Raw genomic sequence first — 16,046 nt, 5'->3', positions numbered from 1 at the left:
TTAACTTATGGATATTAATAAAAAAGATAATGACTTATTTAAAATCGATGAGTCATCTGAATTAAATGATGGCAAAAATGCCAGTGACAAAAAAGCTGGTAAGGGAGCAAAAAAAGCCAAGGCGCACAAAGAGAAAAAGAGTCAGTCGTTAACATCTGAAGAAATAGTTGAAGACAACCTACAAACCATTGAAATAGCCACAGACGTCAAAATTACAAAAGATAATTTGTTTGATATTTTGGATCAAAATAGCAAGAAGAAAAACATTATTGTTCCTAGAAAAATAAGATCAATTTTGAATAAAATAAACAGCAGAAAAAGAAAAAATGATGACGGATTTTATACAAAAAATACTCCTGGACTTGTAATTGAGGTTAAAAATGCAAGTAAATATTACGTTAATGACAACATTGTGACCAGAGTATTAAAAAATGTCTCGATGGATGTTAGACAAGGTGAATTAATGTTAATTTATGGCATCTCTGGTGGAGGGAAAAGTACACTATTAAACCTTATTAGTGGTTTAGACAGGCCAAGTAAAGGCGATGTCATAGTTTGTGACGAAAACTTACCGTATTTGTCAAATAACAAGCTGACTTTATTTAGAAGAAAACATGTTAGTTTTATATTTCAAAACTATAATTTATTAGCTAATTTAAATGCTTATGACAATGTTGAAACTAGTGGATATTTGCAAACAGATAAAAACAAGAAACTAGACATTGTTGGAATGTTTAAAAAGTTTGAAATGGAAGAAGAAATGCACAAGTTTCCTTCACAAATGTCAGGGGGACAGCAACAAAGAGTTTCAATAATGAGAGCGCTGTCGAAAAATTCTGAAATTATTTTTGCTGACGAACCTACCGGAGCGCTTGATGAAAGCACAACTAAAATTGTGTTAAGACTTTTATATGAGATAAACAAGCAAAATAAAACAACTGTTGTTATGGTCTCACATAACCCAGTAATGGCGGCGATGGCGGACAGAATCGTTCATGTTGTTGAAGGAAGAATTTCAAAAATTGAAGTTAATAAAAACCCTATTCATCCTGACCAAATTGACTTATTTAAAGGCGAATAAGTAAAAAAGCACACACCCGTGCTTTTTTTGTTTTTTAAACAAGTTTATTTAAGAGAAGTTGCAAAAGCAAATAATACATTATAATTTTTTAATATTAGAATATTAAAAAAGAGAGGAGTTATATGTTGAAAAGCAAGAAAAATAAGAGTACCAACTTATCGCGAGCTCAACAAGATCTTATTGCGGCATCAAAAATGAGTGTAAATGAACTTTGTAATAAATATAACTCCAGCATTAATGGCTTGCAAAGTGATGAGCAAGTTGAAATTAATAAGAGTGAATATGGAGCTAATGTTTTAAGCAAAAAAAGCAAGAATTCTGTTTGAAAAAGAATAGTTGATGCCTTTTTCAATCCTTTTTCTATTATTCTGCTTATTCTTTCACTTATATCATTGGTAGTTGATATTATTTTGCCTTTAAAAAAGGGAGAAAGCGCAGAGCCTGCTACTATCATAATAATTATGTCAATGGTTATAATTAGTGGGATTTTGCACATTGTTGAAGATACCAAAAGTAGCTCATCTGCAGCCAAATTAGTCAAAATGGTACAGACAACTACAAAGGTTGAAAGACAAGGAACTAATTATGAAATCCCGCTTGATGAAGTGGTTGTTGGAGATATTATTCACTTAGCGGCAGGAGATATTATTCCTGCTGATGTCAGAATAATTAGTGCAAAAGACTTGTTTGTGTCACAGTCATCATTAACAGGTGAGAGCGAAGCTATTGAAAAGTTTGTTTCAATTAATTACGAACATGAGTATCAAAATGTCACAGACAGGCATAATTTAGCCTTTATGGGCTCAAATATTATTTCTGGAAGCGCTAAAGCTATTGTGATAGTAACTGGGGATGAGACATATTTAGGCCAAGTTGCTCAAAAAATTAATGAAAAGCCCGTTAAGTCAAATTTTGAAAAAAGTATAAGTTCGATGTCTTGATTACTTTTTAGAATAATGATTACTGTTGTGCCAATTGTGTTCTTGATTGCGGGAGTTAAGAATTTTAAAGATGGCCAAAAGTGATTAGAAGCTTTAATGTTTGCAATTTCAGTAGCAGTTGGGCTTACCCCCGAGATGTTGCCTATGATTGTAACAAGTACTCTTGCCAAAGGGGCGTCTAGGATGTCTAAAAGCAAGACAATTGTTAAGAGCTTAAATTCGATTCAAAATTTTGGTGCAATGGATGTTTTTTGTACTGATAAAACAGGTACATTAACAATGGATCAGGTTGCATTAGAGATGCATCTTGATGTTTTAGGAAACGAAAACATAAGAGTTTTGAGATATGGATTTTTAAATAGTTATTATCAAACTGGTTTAAAAAACTTACTTGATTTATCAATAATAAATAAAACAGATGAATTAAGCGATATACATGAAGAGTTAAGAAATATAGAAAATGTATACGAAAAGATAGATGAGATTCCATTTGATTTTAACAGAAAAAGAATGAGTGTTTTGGTTAAAAATAAAAACAAAAATACTGGCATTGAAATGGTAACAAAAGGGGCTGTTGAAGAAATTCTTTCTGTTTGCAATACCTTAGAGTTAAATGGCAGTGTTGTTGCTTTAGATCAAGCAATGATTAATAAAGTTTTAGTGCAAGTTGACAAGCTTAATGATCAAGGAATGAGAGTTATAGCTGTAGCTAGAAAAAAGAATCCAAATAAAGTAGGACAATTTGGCGTTTCTGATGAGCATGAAATGACATTAATTGGTTATCTAGCTTTCTTAGATCCACCAAAAGAATCAACTGCTTCTGCAATTAAAAACCTCTATGAACATGGCGTGGATGTCAAAATTCTTACTGGTGATAATGTTAGAGTTACTAAGGCAATATGTGATAAAGTAGGCATGAAGACTGATGGTGTCATTCTTGGCAAAGATTTAATAAATTTAAATGATGAAGAACTTAGAGAAATTGTTGAAAAGCACAATATTTTTGCAAAACTTAGCCCTGATCAAAAGGCCACAATTATTGGCGCATTAAGAGCCAATGGACATGTTGTTGGTTATATGGGTGATGGGATTAATGATGCGCCAGCGATGAAAACAGCAGATGTTTCAATTTCAGTTGATACTGCAGTCGATATTGCTAAAGAAAGTGCAAATATTATTCTTTTAGAAAAAGATCTTAATGTTTTAGCAACAGGAGTTGTTGAAGGACGTAAAACATATGCTAATATGAACAAGTACATTAAGATGACATTAAGTAGCAATTTTGGAAATATATTTAGTATCTTAATTGCAGCGATAATATTGCCATTTGTGCCACTATTAGCTACTCAGATATTATTTTTAAACCTTATTTATGACATCATTTGTGGAACTATCCCTTGAGACAAAGTTGATGCTAAATTTATCCAGAAGCCAAGAAAATTCAATACAAAAAGCATCGTCAAATTTATGTTGTGATTTGGACCAACTAGCTCAATAGTTGACATATTAGCTTTTGTGATTTTAAACTGATTATTTATCCCAAAACTCTATCCAAATCTTGATCCTAAGTCAGCTGAATGAATTTCATTATTCCAAACTGGCTGATTCATAATTTCGATGTGAACGCAAAGTTTAGTAATTCATTTTATAAGAACTGAAAAGATACCTTTTGTGCAATCAAGACCTTCCTGAACATTATTGTTTGCTACTTTTGGTGGTGTTGCATTAGTTACTGCAACTCCATACATACCAGGACTAAATAGTTTGCTTGGGATAAGAGCGCTAAATCCTTGATTTTACTTATTGTTAGCATCATTAGTTATCTTGTATATTACATTAGTTATGATTGTAAGAATTATTTACAAAAAGAGATATAAAGAAATATTGTAGACGAGCCTACGATATTTTTTTATATCCTATAAAACAGGCTAATCAGTAAAAGTTGTATATTAGAAAAAATCAAAAATAAAAACAGCAGAGCTTGCTGTTTGTTTGATGAATTTAATCAAATGGTCCCCAAGACAGGACTTGAACCTGCACGGATTTCTCCAGTAGATTTTGAGTCTACGGTGTCTGCCATTCCACCACTTGGGGAGTAATATTATGATATCACATTATTAACCTTAGGTTTTGCATATTTTTTAAAGACAACAAATTTAAATAGCAAAATAATGTTATTTAGGTGTATAAATTGGGCAATTACTAATGATGAAATTATTGAGACTCTAGAGGTGACCAGATCTGCACTCTTATAATAATTTCTATAAAATAAACGCATTGTTATAGTCATAAGTCATGGATATAGAGCACATGTTGAAATTATTACAACAATAACCAAAACGCTTATGTGCCTATATCATAGGCTCATTAGGCTTTGGCTTCTGTATCACTCTTTTTCTTTTAGTGTAAAAAAGTAAAATATTTTGGCTAAAAAAGTTATAAGCATAAAGACAGTTAAAAAGGTTAAACTAACTGTTTCAGATGTCTTAATATCCATAAATAACCCCTTATGCTTTTAAAAAGCTGGCGAACATAACACTTCTTAATATGGCTGCTACATCTCTGTCCTGACCAGGTTATAAGGTTGCTATTTCACCAGCTTTTAAATTATAACAATAAAACGAAATAAGCCGAATAATAAAGTTTTATGCAATGTTTCCATATTTTTTTTATTATAATAAGTGCTATGAAAAATTTTTCTTACAAAGACATAGCTAGATTAGCTCACGTTTCAATTAGTACTGTAAGCCGTTTTTATAATGGCGGATATGTTTCAAAGCAAACTAAGGCAAGAATTCAGGATATTGTTACTAAATATAATTATTATCCAAATCATGGAGCACGCTTAATCCGTGGCAGTGACAATTCTGTATTTATTATTATGCCTGAACAGTCTCCTAACTATTATCAGTCAATTGTTTTAGGAATTAGTCAGCAAGCTAAAGTATTTAATGTAAAGACATTAACCATTTATGCTGGTCGTGATTTAGAAAAGTACATTGAAACTGTGAGATACGTATTATCTTGAAAGCCATGAGCTGTTATTTTCTTTTTACCAAATAGTAACCAAAATGCTGTCCTTGATTATATAGCCAATAATGTGAATGAATGCACTACATTGGTATATCCAACAACAGACAAAAGAGTTAATAATATTGCAATCGACTATACAAAAGCATTTTATGACTTAACAACTAAATTCTCATCATATATTGATAAGAATGAAAAGATTGCTTTTGTAGTTGATTCTAAACTTTCTGATGCTGAGCAAAAACAAAGAAGCGATGGCTTTGAAAGATTTTGTCGTGAAAATGGAATTAATCAACTTAAAATTGAAGTTGATAATAGAAGCGAAAAGGCAACTGTTGATTTTATTAATTTTGTTTATAAAAACAACATTGTTAACTTAATTAATTCAACGCACGAATCATTTATAACTTTAGTTGCCTCTAAGGATAAAAACTTAAGGCTAACTGATATAGGTTATATGTCTATTTATGACTGAAAAAATAACTATAAGTGCAAGATATTTATTGATTATCATCTTTTAGGATGTCAGATGTTTAAGATCCTAACCGATTCATCTTATTCAAATTCAAAAATAAGCAGAAAATTTGAAAATATTTCTATTATTGAAAAGCCTTAGAAACCTATAAAACAATTGTCTACGTATAAAAAAGTCAAGAGATTATAAGTAATTGCTCTTGACTTTTTGCATGTATTTTTCGTTGTCTCTTTTTTTTAAATCTTCACGCTTATCGGCCCTGTTCATGCCTTGGACTAAAGCTATTTCAACTTTTATTTTAGATTTGTTATTAAAATAGATTTTTGTAGGCTTAATTGTTGTGGAAGACAAGCGATCTAGTTTGTTTTTTAAACGAATTATTTCTTTTTTGTGCATTAGTAGCTTACGGTCTCTGTCTTCTTCTACTTTAAGCAGCATATATTTAGCAAAATTAGCATTGCAAAGAAAAAGTTCACCTTTTTTAAAGAAAATATAAGAGTTAGTTAAATTAACTGTTTGAGCACGAGCACTTTTAACTTCTCAACCTAATAGAGAAATGCCGGCCTCATGCTTTTCAATTATTTTATAGCCATAAAGGCCTTTGCGATTCTCACTGATTACTTTCATAATTAAGATTATAAAGAAAATAATAGGAAGTTAAGAAAAAAGCCGCAAGGGCTTATCTTATTGAATCAACAACATTTTTAAGGTCTTCATATGGAAGGAAGCCATTGTGAGACACTAATTGTTTTCCATCTTTGAAAACAAATCATGTTGGGATTGAACGCACTTGGAATTGGCTTGCTAGTTCTGAATTTTCATCTATATTAACACGGTAAACTAACACGTTGTCTTTTTCAGCTAATTCTGATAATGATTCTTTGAACATTCTACATGGACCACATCATAATGCGTGAAAAACTAGTAAATAAGGTTCAGTTACTTTATCTTCAATTGTTTCTTTGTATTCTTGAGCTGTAATTTCTTTAAGCATAGCTCCTCCTTTATTTGCCGATTGAGTTATTTTATACAAAAAGTGCATTTTTTGGTATAAAAACAGCAATTTTTTATATTTTTGATATTTTAAACTAATTATTGGGAAAAATTATTTTAATGTACTAAATATCAATATTTTGAACAAATTTGGCATTTTTTTCAATAAATTCACGCCTTGGAAGCACGTCATCACCCATTAGTGTTGTAAAGACTCAGTCTGCTTTAGCTGCATCGTCGATTTGAACTTGATACATTTTTCTATTTTCAGGATTCATTGTGGTTTCTCAAAGTTGTTCTGGATCCATTTCGCCAAGACCTTTATAACGTTGGATAGTAATTTTTGAATCTTGATTTAGTGATTGAAGAATACTATCTTTTTGACTGTCATTGTAAGCATATGCAATATATTTATTTTGTTGAATTTTATATAGCGGAGGTTGAGCAATATAGATAAAGCCGTATTCGATAAGTTTTCTAAAATAACGATAGAAGAATGTTAAAAGAAGGGTTCGAATGTGCGCTCCATCGACGTCGGCATCAGTCATAATAATGACTTTGTGGTATCTAAGCTTGTTGATGTCGAATGATTCGTTTAAGCCTGTGCCTAAGGCAGTTATAAGCGAAATTATTTCAGCATTTGATAAAACTCTTTCAGGAGAAACTTTTTCAGCGTTTATAACCTTACCTCTTAGTGGTAGGATTGCTTGAACATTTCTGTCTCTTCCCATTTTTGCTGAGCCACCAGCAGAGTTACCTTCGACAATGTACAATTCACAAATTTCAGCGTTCTTGCTTGTGCAGTTAGCTAGCTTGCCAGGAAGCGAAGCTATTGAGTTATTACCCATATTTGCTTGCACAGCTTCAGCAGCAGCTTCAGCAGCTAAACGTGATTTTCTAGATTGCAAACATTTGTTAATTATTTCTCTAGCATCAATTGGGTTTTCATCGAAGTATCTTTCTAATACAGGAGCTAAGATTTCTCTAACTGCAGTACGGGCATCCTTGTTATTTAGTTTACCTTTAGTTTGTCCTTCAAAAATCGGATCTGGGTGTTTTACAGACACAATGGCAACAAGACCTTTAGAAGTATCTTCTTTGTTTAATCTCTCATTTTCGTTTTTAATTAAGCCATTTTTAAGTGCATAAGAATTAATTAGTCTCGAAAGAGCGTCAAAAAAACCTTGTTCGTGTGTTCCGCCTTCAATTGTCACAATGTTATTTGTGTAAGTAGTAATTCTTGGTTGGAAGGTTGATGTGTATTGAAGAGCAACTTCAACAGTTATTTTTGAGCCAGATTTATCAGAATCATATAAGCCTTCAGCATAAATTATAGAATCGTGTACTAATTTTTGGCCTTCATTTAGCTCATTAACATAGTCAATTAAACCTCCTTCATAGTAAAATTCTTCTGAAGTGTTGTTGATCTCATCAACTACAACTAAACGAGTACCTTTAGTTAGATATGCAATTCTTTTAGCATGGTCAGTTATGGCTTCGACAGAAAAAGGATGCTTTTCCAAGATTGTAAAGTCAGGATGGAATTTGATTTTTGTGCCTGTTTCACTAGGGTCTATGTTATTTATAACAGTTAGTGGTTGAACAGTTTGTCCGCCATGTTGGAAATGTGCATAGTATGTATGACCTTCTCTTTTAACTCACACATGAAAGTTAGAACTTAAAGCATTTACAACTGAAGCCCCTACACCATGTAAGCCACCAGAAACTTTATATGCATCAGAATCAAATTTACCGCCAGCATGTAAAACAGTTAAAACTGTTTCGACAGTTGATAAACCAGTTTGAGGGTGTTTTGCTACAGGTATACCACGACCATTGTCTTCAATTTCAATATAACCATCCTTGCAAATAGTTATTTTAATGAAATTAGCATAGCCAGCCATACATTCATCAACAGAGTTATCGACAATTTCTCAAACTAAATGGTGAAGACCTTTATCAGTGATTGTACCAATATACATCCCAGGACGGACTCTAACAGCTTCTAGGCCTTCTAGCACTCTTATGCTGCTTGCATTATAGCTGTTATTTTTGCTTTGATTATCTTGGTTAGTATTTTCTAGTTTTTCCATACAACCTCCATAAGATTTATACATAAATGTATAAATAAATATAATGAATTATACCAAAAAGCAGAAAAATGAGTGACAGAAAAAGTACTAATTTGGCTATTAACTTATATGAAAACAAATATTTTTTAATTTTTCCCAAATTAGTGCTTTTATTTGATTTTTAAGCCTATTTTAATATAATTTATATGCAATAAAGCATATTTTTTTTATTCTTTATTTGAGCGAAATGAGGCATACAATGAATAATGAAACACAAGATAAAAAAGTTACAAATGAGACAAACGATTCTCAAAAAGAGTTTAATGTAAATGAAGTGTTAAATAATAAACCAGAATCTGTTGACGAGAACTCAGCACTTGCAAATCAATTAGTCGACGAAAACCACAATAAAAAGAAGATTGTGGACAAAAAGAATACGCAATATAGATACACAAAAATGTCTAACTTTATTCTCAAATTATCTAGATTTTATGTCTTGATGCCACTTTGAAAATTAGGGCTCATAACAGCAGGATTAGCTATTTTATTTGGAGTTGTAGGTATCTTTTTAGTTAAAAACCCCGGAATTTATAATTTTGGGCTAGCTGCCTTTGGACAAGCAATTTCTAAAATTGTAGTAACTAGTTTGCGTAGCAATGCAGCAATCACTAAGCCAATAATGAACGCCATAGACCACTCACTTTTCTGAATTTTGTATTTAGTGCTAAGCATTCCAATATTTGTTTTTGGATGAAAGAAATTAGGCAAAGTATATATTTTATTATCGCTTGAGTTTTTGGTCTTAAGTAGCTTAGTTTCAGCAGGATTAGGACAAATTCCTGCATTAAACCAATTTACGCTTTTTGGTAAATTTAACCACCCTGAAATAACTGAAAATATGAAGGTTGCATTAGTTAATCATGCAGGCTGAAATAACGAAAATATTAATTATTTAATTAAACTATTGCCATTACAGTGAAATGATGGTGGCAACACTATTGTTCAAATTTTGTTTGCGATTATTTATGGTATTTTGCTAACTTACTTTTTTGCAATTATTGCAATAATTGGCGGATCAGCCGGTGTTACAGGGATAATTGGCGAATATATGTCTGTTTATAAACAAAAGAATTTTGGAATAATAAATGGATATATAAACATAGTAATTATTCTAATTAGTGTTGTTATTGGGACTTATATTCCAGGAAGTATGATTGCTAATGACTTTAAGACTATTAGTGAGATTGCTGAAGTTAAAAATTCATTAAGTGTCACTGAATTAGCTACAGTTAAAGCAATTAGCGAGCTTAGATGACAAGCTGATTTGTATTTTTCACCTAACTTTGTGTCAACTTACTTATGTAACTTTATATTTGTTATTTACTTAAATAATTTATTCCCAAGATTTAAAATTGTACAGTTCAAAGTTTACTCTCACAAGATGGAAGAAATTAGGAAAGCTATTATTACTGATAAAAGGACAATTAACAGCTTCACATTGCAAAATGGTGAAGGTGGTTATTCAGCAAGCAAGCTTCAAATTTTATCTTCTATCACGCTTTATAGACAAATTCCAAGACTGATTAAAAAGGTGAGAACAGCTGATGCTGATGCCTTAATTACAGTAAGTAATGTTGCATCTGTTGATGGAAAGTTATATATTCCAGAGCAAAAGTTTTAGCAACAGATGTAAAGATTAAAGCAAAAAATCAGAGCAAAATTATTGCCTGATTTTTTAATTAGCAAGCCTATAAAACAACGCTTTTAATCAAATTAGTAGCTCCAATTTAAATATTATTAAAATATTTAAATTTTCAATATAATATAAAAACCATGGAAAAGACAATGTTTAAATCACTATCTGAAATCAAACAAAGTTACTTAGAATTATTAAAGAAAATTGATGACCCTGAAGTTATTAGCAACATAAAAGAATACTCAGCAATTAATAAAGAAATTGCAAAAATTAGAGAGATTTCGGAAAAATTTATTACTTATGAAAACATTTTAAAAGATGTTGAGCAAGCTAAAATTATGCTTGAGTCTAAGAATGAAGAAGAAGTAGAGTTTGCTAAAATGATAATTGACGAAAACTCCCTTAAATTAGACGAATTAGAAGAAAAGCTTAAGATTTTAATACTGCCACAAGATGAAAATGATGACAAAAACATCATTGTAGAAATTAGAGGAGCTGCTGGCGGAGACGAAGCTAATATATTTGCTGGCGATTTATTCAGAATGTACAGCAAATTTGCTGATGAACTTGGATTTAGGTTAAAAATTTTATCAACTAACAGCGCTAGTGCAGGTGGGTTTTCACAAATTGTCTTTTCAATAAAAGGTGAGAAAGCATATTCAAAATTTAAGTTTGAATCAGGCGTGCACAGAGTTCAAAGAGTGCCTGTAACTGAGTCACAGGGAAGGATTCACACATCAACAACAACTGTCACAGTTATGCCTGAAATTGATGATTCAGTAGAAATAGAAATTAAACCAAGTGACCTTAAAATAGACGTCTTTCGTTCAAGTGGTGCTGGTGGACAATCAGTTAACACAACTGATTCAGCTGTTAGAATTACACACTTGCCAACTAATATTGTTGTAACTTCTCAGGATGAAAGAAGTCAGATTGCAAACCGTGAAACTGCTTTAACAATTTTAAAATCTAAGCTATATGATTTAGAAATGCAAAAGAAAGCTGAAGAAGAATCAGGATATAGAAAGCTAGCTGGACATGGTGATAGAAGTGAAAAAATAAGAACTTATAACTATCCACAAGATAGAGTTACAGATCATAGAATTAGTTTTTCAACTAGCTTAAAACCAATTATGGAAGGCAAGCTTACACCTATAATTGATGCCCTTTTAGCTGAAGAACAAAATCAAAAAATCAAGGAAAGTGGATTTTAATGCCCGCTATTGATGACTTGCTTTTAGAAAAAAAGCGTTATGGACTTGAATTAAAAGTTAGCTCATTGGAGCTTGAAAAATTAAACCAAGGATATCCCATTCAATACATAATGGGATATGTTGAGTATGTAAATGTTAGAATCAATCTAAATCACAAGGTTTTGATACCGCGATATGAGACCGAAGAGTTAGTTTATATACTTTTAAATGAGCATTTAAAGCCAGGAATGAAGGTTTTAGATTTATGCACCGGTTCAGGTTTTATTGGAATAGCTTTAAAGAAGAATTTAGATTCAATAAATGTCACATTAAGTGACATTGACAATGAAGCAATTATGCAAGCTAATGAAAATGTAGCATTAAATTTTAAAGACACTGAAGGAATAAAAGTTGTCCAAAGTGACTGTTTCAAAGATATAAAAGGCAAATTTGATTTAATTGTATCTAATCCTCCATACTTAGATTATGATGATAAAGATGTAGACGAATCTGTAAAAAAATTTGAACCAGAAATTGCACTGTTTGCTAAAGATTCAGGCTGATATTTTTATGAGAAAATTTTAAATGAAGCAAAAATTTACTTAAATGTAGGTGGGGTTTTGGCTTTTGAAATAAACCCAAAACACATTGATAGATGGAAGCAAATTAATGGGGCAAAAATTGTGAAAGACATGTCATCAAAAGACAGATTTGCATTCATTAGCTATGAAGATTTAAGATAGAAAATAAAGTTATTTTGATAATTAAAATTCTTTTATAATATGCGTATGCAAGAAAAAGATTTAAAAGACATAATGGATAGAATTCAAAAGCTAACCAAAATTAAAATAAATCCTGAATCGACTTTCCAAGAGTTAAAAATTGATTCTTTATCGCTAGCAGAATTAGTTTTTGATTTAGAAGAGAAATATAATGTGATGATCCCTGATGATGATTTAAAAAACATCAAAAAGGTAAAAGACATAGAACAAGTTTTTAATAAGCTTTTAAAATAATTTAAGTATAATTAACATACTTAAATTGTAGGAGTGTAGTTCAACGGCAGAACAACGGGCTTCAACCCCGTGTGTTATGGGTTCGAATCCTGTCACTCCTGCCATTTTTTTATTCCTTTTTTTCGGAATAAAAAATAAGCCTTATAAGCTTATTAATTTACTTAATTAACTGTTTCATAGGCCTAAAAGAGATAATTTTTCTTTTAAGACATCCATTAAGTCGGTTGGGAAAAGCATAAGGCCTAGAACATGAGTTTCTGGGCCAGTATGTATTTCTATTACAGGCGAGAAACTAAAAATCATAGGATCTTTGTTTCAGTATTGGTGTACAAGTTTTTTGTATTCATCTAAGTCACTTTTTGATACACCTTGGTGAATAATAACAGGAGTAAGAGTAAAGCCAGAAGGAACTTTAAAACTTTCGTGTTTTTGAGTAAGGTTTTTTAAAACAGTTTTTTCAAAGTTACGGCCAGTGTTTTCTTTCATTAGTTGGCCATCTTCTCATTTAATAATAGGAACTAATTTAAGCATTCTAGCAACCAGTGCAGCAGCAGGGTGTAACCTACCGCCTTTTACTAAGTATCTGTTGTATTTTGGGATCACAGAAACTGAGTGCGCTCATGATGGGTTTTCTAGGTGATTAATGTACTCTTTGTACTTAGAAGAGTCAGTTTTAAGCATATGGTCGAATCAAATAACGTCTCATAATAGAGGCATCATAACTTGTTTACTTTGAATAACTCTAAGCTTGTCAAAATCTTTTTCCATTGTTTTAAGAGCTTGATATGAGTTTGATAAATGTTGTGAGATTGGATAAACAAAGACCATGTCATATTCTTTAGACAAGTTTGTAAACAAATCTATTGCATATTGCATATTAAACATTGATGATTTAACATCAGATTCTAATGTAAATTTTTCAAACAATGTGTCAGATGTAATATCAATTCCATCTGCATAATTTACGCCGTCAATAACTAAATTAAGGGGCAAAAAGTGTCAACCTAATTTTTCGGTTTGTGCCTTTGTAAGCCCGATTGACGAATCAGTTACTATTGCATATTTCATAGCAACATTATATAAGAAAACATATAAATTAAATAATTTAAAGTTTTTATATAATTATGATATGGCAATTTTATTTAATATAAGTAGCAAATTTGAAAATAATGCTATTGCATTTTTTAATACAACTATAAATGATTCACAAGCTGATTTTTATGATGATATGGTTGTGTTTCATGATGAAGATTTTAATGTATCATCAGTGAACTTATTAAACTATAAAACAGCTGATTTGGGCAAAAATTTTAAGGTTTTGAATGCTAATGAATTTAGTGAGTTAGAAAGCTTAATATTAAGCAAAAATAATAAGTATAAAATTCAAAAAATTAAGCGCTTCGCAATCGGGAAGATTCTTAAAAGAGAAGCACATCCAAAAAGCCAAAAATTATTTGTTTTGGAAGTTGATTTTAAGGATGCTAAAAGGCAAATAATTACTAATACTACATACACAAATGAAGGCAAATATTTTGTGTGATGTTTGCCCGGTTCAATAACTGCAAATGGATTAAAAATAACTGAAGGCGAAATATTAGAAGTTAAAAGTTATGGAATGTTGTGCAGTGCGCAAAGTTTAGGTTTTAATGATGCTGAAGCTAAAAAATTAGATGAATTATTGCAAAAATGTGATGATTCATATTTAGGACAAGAAGTTAGCAACTTGTTGTAACGGGAGAGTTATGAACATACTTAAAGATTTGGAAGAAAGACTAATTTTAAAAGATATTAGCAACAAGGATAAGTTTGCAAATCTTAGTCCAAGCACAACAGGCGTTTATGTAGGTTTTGATCCAACAGCCGAGAGTTTACATTTAGGAAATTATATTTTGATCTCTGTTTTATTGCGCTTTAAGGAATATGGCTTTAAAACTTATGCAGTTTTAGGTGGGGCAACAGGAATGATTGGTGATCCATCTTTTAAGGATTCAGAAAGAGTTTTATTAGACAATGAAAGTGTTAATAAAAACAAGTCAAAAATAAAAGCACAGCTAGAATCATTTGGTTTAGAAGTGATTGATAATTATGATTTTTACAAAGATATGAATGTTTTAGAGTTTCTAAGAAATGTTGGAAAGCTAGTTAATGTTTCATATATGATGGCCAAAGAATCTGTACAAAAAAGAATTCAAAAAGGGCTTTCTTTTACTGAGTTTACTTATCAGCTACTGCAAGGTTTTGACTTTTTAAAAACTTATCAAGAATTAGGAGTTAAAGTTCAGCTAGGTGGCAGTGATCAATGGGGCAATATTGTCACTGGAATTGATATGATTTCCAAAGTTGTTGGCGATAAACATGAAGCAGTTGGAGTGACTGTTAATTTGCTTAGTGATGAAAATGGCAAAAAAATTGGTAAGTCAACAGGCGGCGGAGCCTTATGAATTGATAAAAACATGTGTTCGCCATTTAAAATGTATCAGTATTTACTCTCGCAAAAGGATTCTAGAATTAAAGAGCTTTTATATTGATTTTCTTTTAAAAGTGTTAGTGAAATTAATGAGGTTTTAGAGAAGCATTTTGCTAATCCATCAACACAAGAGGCGCAAAGGTTTTTAGCTAGTGAGGTTGTTGAAAATATTTTTGGTGCTAATGAACTAAAGCAAGCCAAAAATATTACAAAAATTTTGTTTGATAAGTCTTTTGATGCTAGTGTTTTAACGCTCAATGATTTAGAAATTATTGAAAACTATTTGCCCACTTGCCCTATAAGACAAGGTGATTCGGTAATTGAGACTTTAATTAAAAACAAATTTATTGTTTCAAATAGAGAAGCTAGAGAGTTTATACAGGCTAAGGCCTTGAAGATTGATAATAAAGAAATTGAATTTGATTCAATTTATAGTCCGAGTTTGTTTGAAGGCAAATATGCTTTTTTTAAAAAAGGTAAGAAGCAAGTTATCTTATTTAAAACAGTTTAATTATTAAAATATTTACTAAGATATTTAATACAATTATGTACCTTAGTAGTTATGCCAGTTTCGCTTAGTGGTAAAGCAGCTGATTCGTAACCAGCAGCCACGAGTTCGATCCTCGTAACTGGCACCAATAAAGTTAATGAAAATAGCGAAGAGTATTCGCTATTATTTTTTATTCTTCATTTTTTAATGAATTAAGAATTTGATCAATTTCAAAAGCCTTTTTTTCTACTTCATCAATATAGAAATGCAGCTCAGGAACTTTTCTTCAGTTAAGAGTCTTTGAAAGCCTTTTTCTAATGTAACCTGATGCATTTTTAACTGCATCAAGGCCATCATTTTCTTTTGAACTAAAAGCTAAGAAAACCTTAACATGACCTAGATCAGTTGAGAGTACAACGTCAGTTACTGTTGGATTGTAAATGTTAGCATTTGTTAGTTCATTAGTTATTATTGTTGAAATAAAATTTTTAATCTGAGACTCTTTTCGTAGCACGCTTATACTTTTTTTCATAATGATAATTTTATACATTTATTATTAGTTAGAAAAAATAAAAAAGCGGAAGGCCGCTTA

15 protein-coding genes, 3 tRNA genes and 1 other RNA gene are annotated in these 16,046 nt (G+C 31.1%); 11 read left to right on the top strand and 8 right to left on the bottom strand.

Annotation, left to right across the window (positions count from 1 at the left end; genetic code table 4):
* Positions 1 to 7: 7 nt before the first annotated feature.
* Positions 8 to 1,081 carry an ABC transporter ATP-binding protein gene (locus MAG_RS03810; protein ID WP_011949895.1) on the top strand — a complete coding sequence of 358 codons (1,074 nt, stop codon included), beginning with the start codon at positions 8 to 10 and terminating at the stop codon, positions 1,079 to 1,081.
* A 122-nt stretch (positions 1,082 to 1,203) separates the two neighbouring features.
* Positions 1,204 to 3,912, top strand: coding sequence for a magnesium-translocating P-type ATPase (gene mgtA, locus MAG_RS03805; protein WP_011949894.1), 2,709 nt, complete (start codon positions 1,204 to 1,206; stop codon positions 3,910 to 3,912).
* A gap of 120 nt (positions 3,913 to 4,032) precedes the next feature.
* On the opposite strand, the gene MAG_RS03800 is transcribed toward mgtA, so the two are convergent.
* From MAG_RS03800 to ffs, 3 genes are all read right to left on the bottom strand, one after another.
* Positions 4,033 to 4,116: transfer RNA gene (locus tag MAG_RS03800), tRNA-Leu, on the bottom strand.
* A gap of 7 nt (positions 4,117 to 4,123) precedes the next feature.
* On the bottom strand, positions 4,124 to 4,519 hold the full coding sequence (locus MAG_RS03795) for a hypothetical protein (RefSeq protein ID WP_011949893.1): 396 nt from the start codon (positions 4,517 to 4,519) through the stop codon (positions 4,124 to 4,126).
* Between the two features lie 15 nt (positions 4,520 to 4,534).
* Positions 4,535 to 4,629: signal recognition particle sRNA small type (ffs, locus tag MAG_RS04020), an RNA gene on the bottom strand.
* Between the two features lie 79 nt (positions 4,630 to 4,708).
* On the opposite strand from ffs, the gene MAG_RS03790 reads away from it, so the two are divergent.
* Positions 4,709 to 5,668: a LacI family DNA-binding transcriptional regulator gene (locus tag MAG_RS03790; RefSeq protein WP_011949892.1), complete on the top strand. Its 960-nt coding sequence runs from the start codon at positions 4,709 to 4,711 to the stop codon at positions 5,666 to 5,668.
* Between the two features lie 42 nt (positions 5,669 to 5,710).
* Here the strand turns inward: MAG_RS03790 and smpB are convergent, their stop codons facing one another.
* The 3 genes from smpB to MAG_RS03775 all read right to left on the bottom strand — a co-directional run bounded on the left by smpB (position 5,711) and on the right by MAG_RS03775 (position 8,613).
* Positions 5,711 to 6,154 (bottom strand): SsrA-binding protein, encoded by a 444-nt coding sequence (smpB, locus tag MAG_RS03785; protein ID WP_011949891.1) that lies wholly within the window; start codon positions 6,152 to 6,154, stop codon positions 5,711 to 5,713.
* A 52-nt stretch (positions 6,155 to 6,206) separates the two neighbouring features.
* On the bottom strand, positions 6,207 to 6,521 hold the full coding sequence (locus MAG_RS03780) for a thioredoxin family protein (protein ID WP_011949890.1): 315 nt from the start codon (positions 6,519 to 6,521) through the stop codon (positions 6,207 to 6,209).
* Positions 6,522 to 6,645: 124 nt separating this feature from the next.
* Positions 6,646 to 8,613, bottom strand: a complete 1,968-nt coding sequence (locus MAG_RS03775) for a DNA topoisomerase subunit B (RefSeq protein ID WP_011949889.1) — start codon at positions 8,611 to 8,613, stop codon at positions 6,646 to 6,648.
* Between the two features lie 238 nt (positions 8,614 to 8,851).
* On the opposite strand from MAG_RS03775, the gene MAG_RS03770 reads away from it, so the two are divergent.
* The 5 genes from MAG_RS03770 to MAG_RS03750 all read left to right on the top strand — a co-directional run bounded on the left by MAG_RS03770 (position 8,852) and on the right by MAG_RS03750 (position 12,601).
* Positions 8,852 to 10,273, top strand: a complete 1,422-nt coding sequence (locus tag MAG_RS03770) for a DUF2179 domain-containing protein (protein WP_011949888.1) — start codon at positions 8,852 to 8,854, stop codon at positions 10,271 to 10,273.
* 152 nt (positions 10,274 to 10,425) lie between these two features.
* Complete coding sequence (gene prfA / locus MAG_RS03765; protein WP_004024169.1) at positions 10,426 to 11,502, top strand: peptide chain release factor 1; 1,077 nt, start codon at positions 10,426 to 10,428, stop codon at positions 11,500 to 11,502.
* Positions 11,502 to 12,224 carry a peptide chain release factor N(5)-glutamine methyltransferase gene (gene prmC / locus MAG_RS03760; protein ID WP_011949887.1) on the top strand — a complete coding sequence of 241 codons (723 nt, stop codon included), beginning with the start codon at positions 11,502 to 11,504 and terminating at the stop codon, positions 12,222 to 12,224. Before prfA ends, prmC begins: the two co-directional genes overlap by 1 nt.
* 45 nt (positions 12,225 to 12,269) lie before the next feature.
* Entirely contained in the window at positions 12,270 to 12,497 is a 228-nt protein-coding gene (locus MAG_RS03755) for a phosphopantetheine-binding protein (protein ID WP_232955107.1), read from the top strand.
* Positions 12,498 to 12,526: 29 nt separating this feature from the next.
* Positions 12,527 to 12,601 (top strand) — tRNA-Trp (locus tag MAG_RS03750).
* A gap of 61 nt (positions 12,602 to 12,662) precedes the next feature.
* Here MAG_RS03750 and MAG_RS03745 read toward each other — a convergent pair.
* The gene (locus tag MAG_RS03745) at positions 12,663 to 13,565 is read right to left on the bottom strand and encodes a DegV family protein (RefSeq protein ID WP_011949885.1); all 903 of its coding nucleotides are present in this window, start codon (positions 13,563 to 13,565) and stop codon (positions 12,663 to 12,665) included.
* A 61-nt stretch (positions 13,566 to 13,626) separates the two neighbouring features.
* Here MAG_RS03745 and tapR point away from each other — a divergent pair, with 61 nt between their 5' ends.
* The 3 genes from tapR (at position 13,627) to MAG_RS03730 (ending at position 15,602) form a co-directional block, all read left to right on the top strand.
* Positions 13,627 to 14,229, top strand: coding sequence for a TyrS-associated PheT N-terminal domain-related protein TapR (tapR, locus tag MAG_RS03740; RefSeq protein WP_011949884.1), 603 nt, complete (start codon positions 13,627 to 13,629; stop codon positions 14,227 to 14,229).
* Between the two features lie 10 nt (positions 14,230 to 14,239).
* On the top strand, positions 14,240 to 15,475 hold the full coding sequence (tyrS, locus tag MAG_RS03735) for a tyrosine--tRNA ligase (RefSeq protein WP_011949883.1): 1,236 nt from the start codon (positions 14,240 to 14,242) through the stop codon (positions 15,473 to 15,475).
* Positions 15,476 to 15,528: 53 nt separating this feature from the next.
* Positions 15,529 to 15,602 (top strand) — tRNA-Thr (locus MAG_RS03730).
* A 42-nt stretch (positions 15,603 to 15,644) separates the two neighbouring features.
* On the opposite strand, the gene rbfA is transcribed toward MAG_RS03730, so the two are convergent.
* A complete protein-coding gene (gene rbfA / locus MAG_RS03725) occupies positions 15,645 to 15,986 on the bottom strand; it encodes a 30S ribosome-binding factor RbfA (protein ID WP_011949882.1) in 342 nt (113 codons plus the stop codon).
* Between the last annotated feature and the right edge of the window lie 60 nt (positions 15,987 to 16,046).

This window comes from Mycoplasmopsis agalactiae PG2 (genome assembly GCF_000063605.1).
Lineage (GTDB): Bacteria > Bacillota_I > Bacilli_A > Mycoplasmatales > Metamycoplasmataceae > Mycoplasmopsis > Mycoplasmopsis agalactiae.
Note: the sequence above shows the minus strand (reverse complement) of the source record. Positions and strands in the feature narration are given on the sequence as shown.